At 32.1% G+C, this 6,116-nt stretch carries 5 protein-coding genes and 4 tRNA genes; all 9 read right to left on the reverse strand.

What is annotated here, in order from left to right; translation table 11 throughout:
* Positions 1-3: 3 nt before the first annotated feature.
* The 9 genes from ACZM4J_RS08955 to ACZM4J_RS08995 all read right to left on the reverse strand — a co-directional run bounded on the left by ACZM4J_RS08955 (position 4) and on the right by ACZM4J_RS08995 (position 6,099).
* Positions 4-762 (reverse strand): tRNA1(Val) (adenine(37)-N6)-methyltransferase, encoded by a 759-nt coding sequence (locus ACZM4J_RS08955; RefSeq protein ID WP_022164745.1) that lies wholly within the window; start codon positions 760-762, stop codon positions 4-6.
* A 19-nt stretch (positions 763-781) separates the two neighbouring features.
* Complete coding sequence (locus ACZM4J_RS08960) at positions 782-1,675, reverse strand: PSP1 domain-containing protein (RefSeq protein WP_117999229.1); 894 nt, start codon at positions 1,673-1,675, stop codon at positions 782-784.
* Entirely contained in the window at positions 1,653-2,663 is a 1,011-nt protein-coding gene (locus ACZM4J_RS08965) for a DNA polymerase III subunit (protein WP_428245062.1), read from the reverse strand. Before ACZM4J_RS08965 ends, ACZM4J_RS08960 begins: the two co-directional genes overlap by 23 nt.
* Positions 2,664-2,901: 238 nt before the next feature.
* Positions 2,902-3,486 carry a nucleoside/nucleotide kinase family protein gene (locus ACZM4J_RS08970; protein WP_022164748.1) on the reverse strand — a complete coding sequence of 195 codons (585 nt, stop codon included), beginning with the start codon at positions 3,484-3,486 and terminating at the stop codon, positions 2,902-2,904.
* 224 nt (positions 3,487-3,710) lie between these two features.
* Positions 3,711-5,402, reverse strand: coding sequence for an aminotransferase class I/II-fold pyridoxal phosphate-dependent enzyme (locus ACZM4J_RS08975; protein ID WP_428245063.1), 1,692 nt, complete (start codon positions 5,400-5,402; stop codon positions 3,711-3,713).
* Positions 5,403-5,647: 245 nt separating this feature from the next.
* Positions 5,648-5,720: transfer RNA gene (locus ACZM4J_RS08980), tRNA-Phe, on the reverse strand.
* Between the two features lie 6 nt (positions 5,721-5,726).
* Positions 5,727-5,800: transfer RNA gene (locus tag ACZM4J_RS08985), tRNA-Met, on the reverse strand.
* Between the two features lie 42 nt (positions 5,801-5,842).
* A tRNA-Tyr gene (locus ACZM4J_RS08990) sits at positions 5,843-5,924 on the reverse strand.
* 102 nt (positions 5,925-6,026) lie between these two features.
* Positions 6,027-6,099 (reverse strand) — tRNA-Thr (locus ACZM4J_RS08995).
* Positions 6,100-6,116: the final 17 nt, after the last annotated feature.

Below are 6,116 nucleotides of genomic sequence, written 5' to 3' on the forward strand. Positions count from 1 at the left end.
AATTTACCTTTTTCCATATATTTCTAAAATTTCGTCTGTATACACACCCTGTTCTTTGTAAACAATTAGTGGTGCTTCCACTTTCATCATGGACTTGCGTCCTCTATGTCCTTCAATTAAAAGCATGTTTGCGTCTTTATCCTTAAAAGGATGTACCATTCTAAGTCGTTTAGGTTCAATTTTGTACACACTCATAAGATTCATAATTTCTACCAAACGTCTTGGTCTGTGAACCATATAAAATCTTCCACCGGGTTTTAAAACCTTGGCAGCCTCTCTTATAACATCCTCAAGAGTACATTTAATTTCATGTCTTGCAATTGCCTTAGGCTCTTCAAAATTCTCAATCCCATGATTTTCTGTCATATAAGGTGGGTTGCATGTTACTACATCAAAAGAAGCCGGCTTAAATATAACCGACGCCTCTTTTATGTCACCCTGAACAATGTGTACTTTTTCTTCTAAATGATTAAGAATTACACTTCTCTTTGCCATATCAGCACTGTCCTGCTGGATTTCCAAAGCATAAAAATCTTCACCCACAGTTTTTGCCTCAAGCAATATTGGGATAATTCCTGTGCCTGTTCCCATATCCAAAACTTTTTCGTTTTCTTTAACCTGGGCAAAGCCTGACAAAAGAACTGCATCCATGCCAAAACAAAAGCGCTTTCTGTCCTGAATTATTTTATATCCGTTTCTCTCCAGGTCATCTATCCTTTCCCCTTCTTTTAAAAACAGATTATTTTCTTTTTCTAAATTCATAATTATCCTTTTGATTTTTCTAATCTAACTTTGAAGCTTCCATATCTTCTAAACCTTTTAATTCTTTTAACTCATCAGAAGCTAACTCAAATTTCTTTTTCTTTGGCTTAAATTTCAATTCATTAACAGAATATTCACGTTCTTCTCTTTCGTCATTTTGCTCAATAACAATTTTAACTTTCTGACGTAAAACATTAACACTCTTAACTTCTCCTTTTAAACCATCAAAAGTTTTAACTGTTTCACCTACATTTGGTAAGTTAGAATTCAAATATTCGTATGCTTCCTGCTCATTTTTCAGGCAACACATCAGTCTTCCACATATTCCTGATATTTTGGTAGGATTAAGAGATAAATTCTGTTCCTTCGCCATTTTTATTGACACCGGAATAAATTCTGACAAATATGTGCTACAGCAAAGTGGTCTTCCACAAATTCCAATACCACCAAGCATTTTTGTCTCATCTCTTACACCAACCTGTCTAAGTTCAATTCTTGTTTTGAACACTGATGCTAAATCCTTAACCAATTCTCTAAAGTCAATTCGTCCATCAGCAGTAAAATAAAACAATACTTTATTATTATCAAAAGTATATTCTGTATCTATTAATTTCATTTCAAGACCATGTTTTTTAATCTTCTCTTTACAAATAAAGAAGGCCTTCTTTTCCTTATCTTTATTTTGCTTGGCAATCTTGTCATCTTCCTCAGTTGCCACTCTTATGACAGGTTTAAGAGGCATAATAACGTCTTCTTCGTTTTTTTCCTGCACACTCTGTACAACTTTTCCGTATTCAATACCTCTTGCTGTCTCAACAATTACATGATTGCCAACTTCTATTTTAAAATCCAGCGGATCAAAATTATAAATTTTTCCCGCCTGTCTAAATCTAACTCCTATTACCTTTACCATCATTCATCCTTTCTTTTATTGCTAAAAATAAGACTTCCATTGTTACATCAAAATTAACATTTGATTTTATTCTACTCTGAGCCTTATCTAACTGTTGTAAAATAATATTTATACCATAATAATCTATTTTTTCTGACATTTCTTCTATTAACTTATAGTCATCCTGAAATACCAGTTTATCATCACTTTTTGAAGCCTTATATAATAAAACATCTCTGAACCATATTCTAATTAGACTGAAATATTCATCAATCTGCTTCTTAAAAGATGCTGCTTCCTTTACATTATTTGATATTATATCCATGCCACCTTTTTCCAGCGACAACAATGCCCCAACAACATGATTTTTCAAATCCTTAAAATCTTCTGATGTTGCCAGTTCAACTGCCTTTCCAGGGTTACCTCCACTAAAAACTGCTGCCACCGATGCCTCATAAGCACCAATGCCATATTCCGACATTAACTTGTTTTTAATTAATTCCTCTTTCACCGGTCTAATATTCAGAACTACACATCTTGACAAAATTGTTGGCAAAAATGTGTCTGCATTTGTAGTCAACAAAATTATTATTGCATATTCAGGAGGCTCCTCTATTGTTTTAAGCAATGCATTCTGTGCCTGCACAGTCATTTTTTCACTTTCATCAACAATATATATTTTGTACCTGCTACTATATGGCTTAATATCTATATCATCATTAATTTGTTCTCTTATTTCGTCAACACCAATTCCGGATTTCTCATAAGTAACATACTTTATGTCCGGCTGATTCTTGGAATCTGTCTGCTTACACGACTTACAATGCCCACATGCTTTGCCGTTAAACTCCTCACATTGCAATGCTTTTGCAAAATCCACTGCAAGCTGCATCTTACCTGTGCCTTTTTCCCCATTAACAATGTAAGCATGAGAAATCTTTCCCATCTTTATGGCATTTTCAAAGTGTTTTACTATATGGTTTTGTCCTAAAATTCTTTCTGACTCCATACTATCCTTTATATCCAACAAAATTTAATACTTTATAAACTACTAATCTTTTAACCTGCAAATTGCAGTCTTTTTTCCTGTAAACTCTAAAATCTTTTAACTTACAGATTACGGTCTTTTTTCCCGTAAACTTTAAAATTCTCTAACTTACAGATTACGGTCTTTCTTTCACATAAACTCTAAAATCTTTAACTTACAAACAAAGACTTTATTATTCACAAACCTAACTTTTATCATATCATAATTTATTAATTGTTTCCACAATCTCGGCAATACATCTGTCTAAATCATCATTCATGTATCTTCTTTCAATACCGGCATTTTTGATGTTTTCTTCCTTAAAATCTTCCTCATCTGCAAGAAATCTTCTACAAAGTTCAGCGTATTTTGGCTCTTTCTCCAAGCGCTCTCTTTTTATGGCACGCTCTAATCTTTCACCATTTTCTACTTCTACATATATAGGTACCACCACATCTTTTCCATAATACTTAACCATGGCATTGTAAGACTCCAAAGTTCCTATATAAATGTAATTATCCGCACCCAAATTAATTTGACCGTCATCTAATGTGAAATAACTCCACACTCCGTACACAGTATCATAATCTCTGCACTCAATAATTTTTCCCTGTTTTCTATATTCAGCAAGTTTTTCCCTACTAACAAAATGGTATTCCACACCCTCCTGTTCCCCTTCTCTCATTGGTCTTGTTGTGTAACCAACAATTGTTTTTAAATTTAATTCCTTATTATTTTTCAAATATCTAAAAATTGTATCTTTTCCACTACAACTTTTTCCCAATACAAAAAATATTTTTGACATATCTCCTCCAACTTACAGGCATACTATAATCCATACCATTCCTAATAATTATAATAATAGAATTTTTCACATTCATTATCTAACCTTTAGTATCTACTATATGTTCATAATAAGTAATTAATCATTTACAGTAACTAATCAATTATTCATAATGATTAATTAAATATTTATAATAAATAATCAAATATTTACATAAATTAATAATTAATGTAAATATAAAAAATTTATCTTTTGATAACAATAATTTTTTCATTATCAATTCCCTTTATATTTAAATTAGACATTTTATATTCCATTATTTTTTTCAACATTTGATTTGTAATTAAATCCCCTGGTACAATAATTGGTATCTCAGGCGGATAAATATACACATATCCTGCACTTATCCGACCTACAGCATTATAAACATCTATTTTTTCTTTTTTGCATAATAATGCCTCATATATTGTCATTACCTGCTCCGTTTTTTCTAATAAAATTTCAGTATTTGTTTGCTCTAACAAACTTTTATCTTTAATTTTATCAGCTATATAATTATCTATTTCCACTAAATTATCAGCAAGTCTTAATATCTCATCCATGTTATCACATATAGAAGTCATACCGATTACATAATCTTTGGAACACATTTCTATTTCGAAATTATATTTTTCTCTTAAAATGCTCTCAAGATATTTTCCATCATAAGTTTCATTTATTTTATCGGTATTTAATTCAGTATTATTTGTTTTGGCGTTATCTAATTTAGCATTATTTATTTCTGCTTTATCTGATACTGTATTACTTAATAGGGTATTGTTTAATACAGTATCACTTAATACGGTATTGCTTGATACGGTATTATTTAGTTTTGTAATATTTAATTCTACATTATCTTTTTCTATACTCCTCAACTTCATATTAAGAAAAATAACAATTTTAGAAATATCAAAATCATACACACTGTTTTTTCCTATAATACTACGATCTAACACTTTTAATACTTTAAGATTTTTAACTCTATTATGGAATTTCTTTAGAGTTATTAACATTTCGTTAGCATCTTTTTGCCCTTTTGTTGGTAACTCTCTTATACATTTGTCAAGGCTGGACATAAGTACATAAGATGGACTACTTGACTGATAAACTGATAACATCCTCTGAACATCTTTTACTGAAACTTTGTCCCCATGCATATGTAAAAAGGCTGTCTGTGTCATTGCAGGAAGCGTTTTGTGTGCACTTTCTATAACAATATCAGCCCCTAATTTGTAAGCCGAAGTAGGAAACTCATCACTTAAAATCATATGAGCACCATGTGCTTCATCAACAATAAGAATGCTATTGTGTCCGTGAACAATTTCTGCAATTTTTTTAATATCAGAAACTATACCCTCATAAGTTGGACTTGTTATTACAACAGCTTTAACTTTTATATTTTTCTTTTCTGCTTCGACAAATTTTTGTTCAATTTCTTCCGGTTTATAACCACCACTTATATTAAACCCTTCAACTATTTCAGGATACACATATTCAACATTCAAATCTCTTAGCTGAACAGCATTATAAGCTGATTTGTGACAGTTTCTCCCTAAAATAATAGTATCGCCTATATTTGTAACCGCGGTAATTGCAGATAAAATTCCACATGAACTTCCATTAACAAGAAAAAATGTAGCCCTTGTTCCAAAAAAATCTGAAGCATTTTCCATAGCAGCTTTTATTATTCCCTCAGGATGATGCAAATCATCAAAACCATTTATTTCTGTTATGTCTATATCAAAGGGATCATATTGGTTATTAACATATACACTTATTTCTTTATCTTCATTTAACTCGTTAACCGAGTTATCAACTGGCTTATTAAAAAAATCTTCATCACCAACAAACGCTTTATTAAAATCAAATAATTTTCTCTGTCGCTTGTGTCCTGGCATATGCAATGGATATCTTCCATTTTTGCTATATTCAATTAATTTACTATATAAACTCTCTTTACTCATAACTTTGATTATAACATAAATGCTAATAAGTAACTAGCAAAGTAAAATATACAAAAAATACATTAACAACGCCTCCAAAACATATAAACTAATTTTTCTAAACATTTCTAAAACAATAAAAATGATAAAAGAAAAACTGTAGACATTACCGGGTAACATCTACAGTTTCACATAACAAATGCCCAGTTCCGGAATCGAACCAGAGACACGAGGATTTTCAGTCCTCTGCTCTACCAACTGAGCTAACTGGGCATTGAGTTGCGGGAATAGGATTTGAACCTATGACCTCCGGGTTATGAGCCCGGCGAGCTTCCAGACTGCTCCACCCCGCGCTGTTATTCTATTATATTTCTTTTCTTGCTTGTTTGCAATACTGGGCAGAGAAGGATTCGAACCTTCGAAGGCGGTGCCAACAGATTTACAGTCTGCCCCCTTTGGCCACTCGGGAATCTGCCCATTATAACTTAGAAAGTGAACTGCCTTTCCATGATTCACCAAAATCATCATTCATGACTTCTGAATCTTTGGCTTTTCTTAATGACTTCCTCTTTCCAAGAAAGCCGATGAACGGACTCGAACCGTTAACCTGCTGATTACAAATCAGCTGCTCTGCCAATTGAGCCACATCGGCGTATTTATTTTTTATCA

It is taken from the genome of Eubacterium sp. (assembly GCF_057858645.1).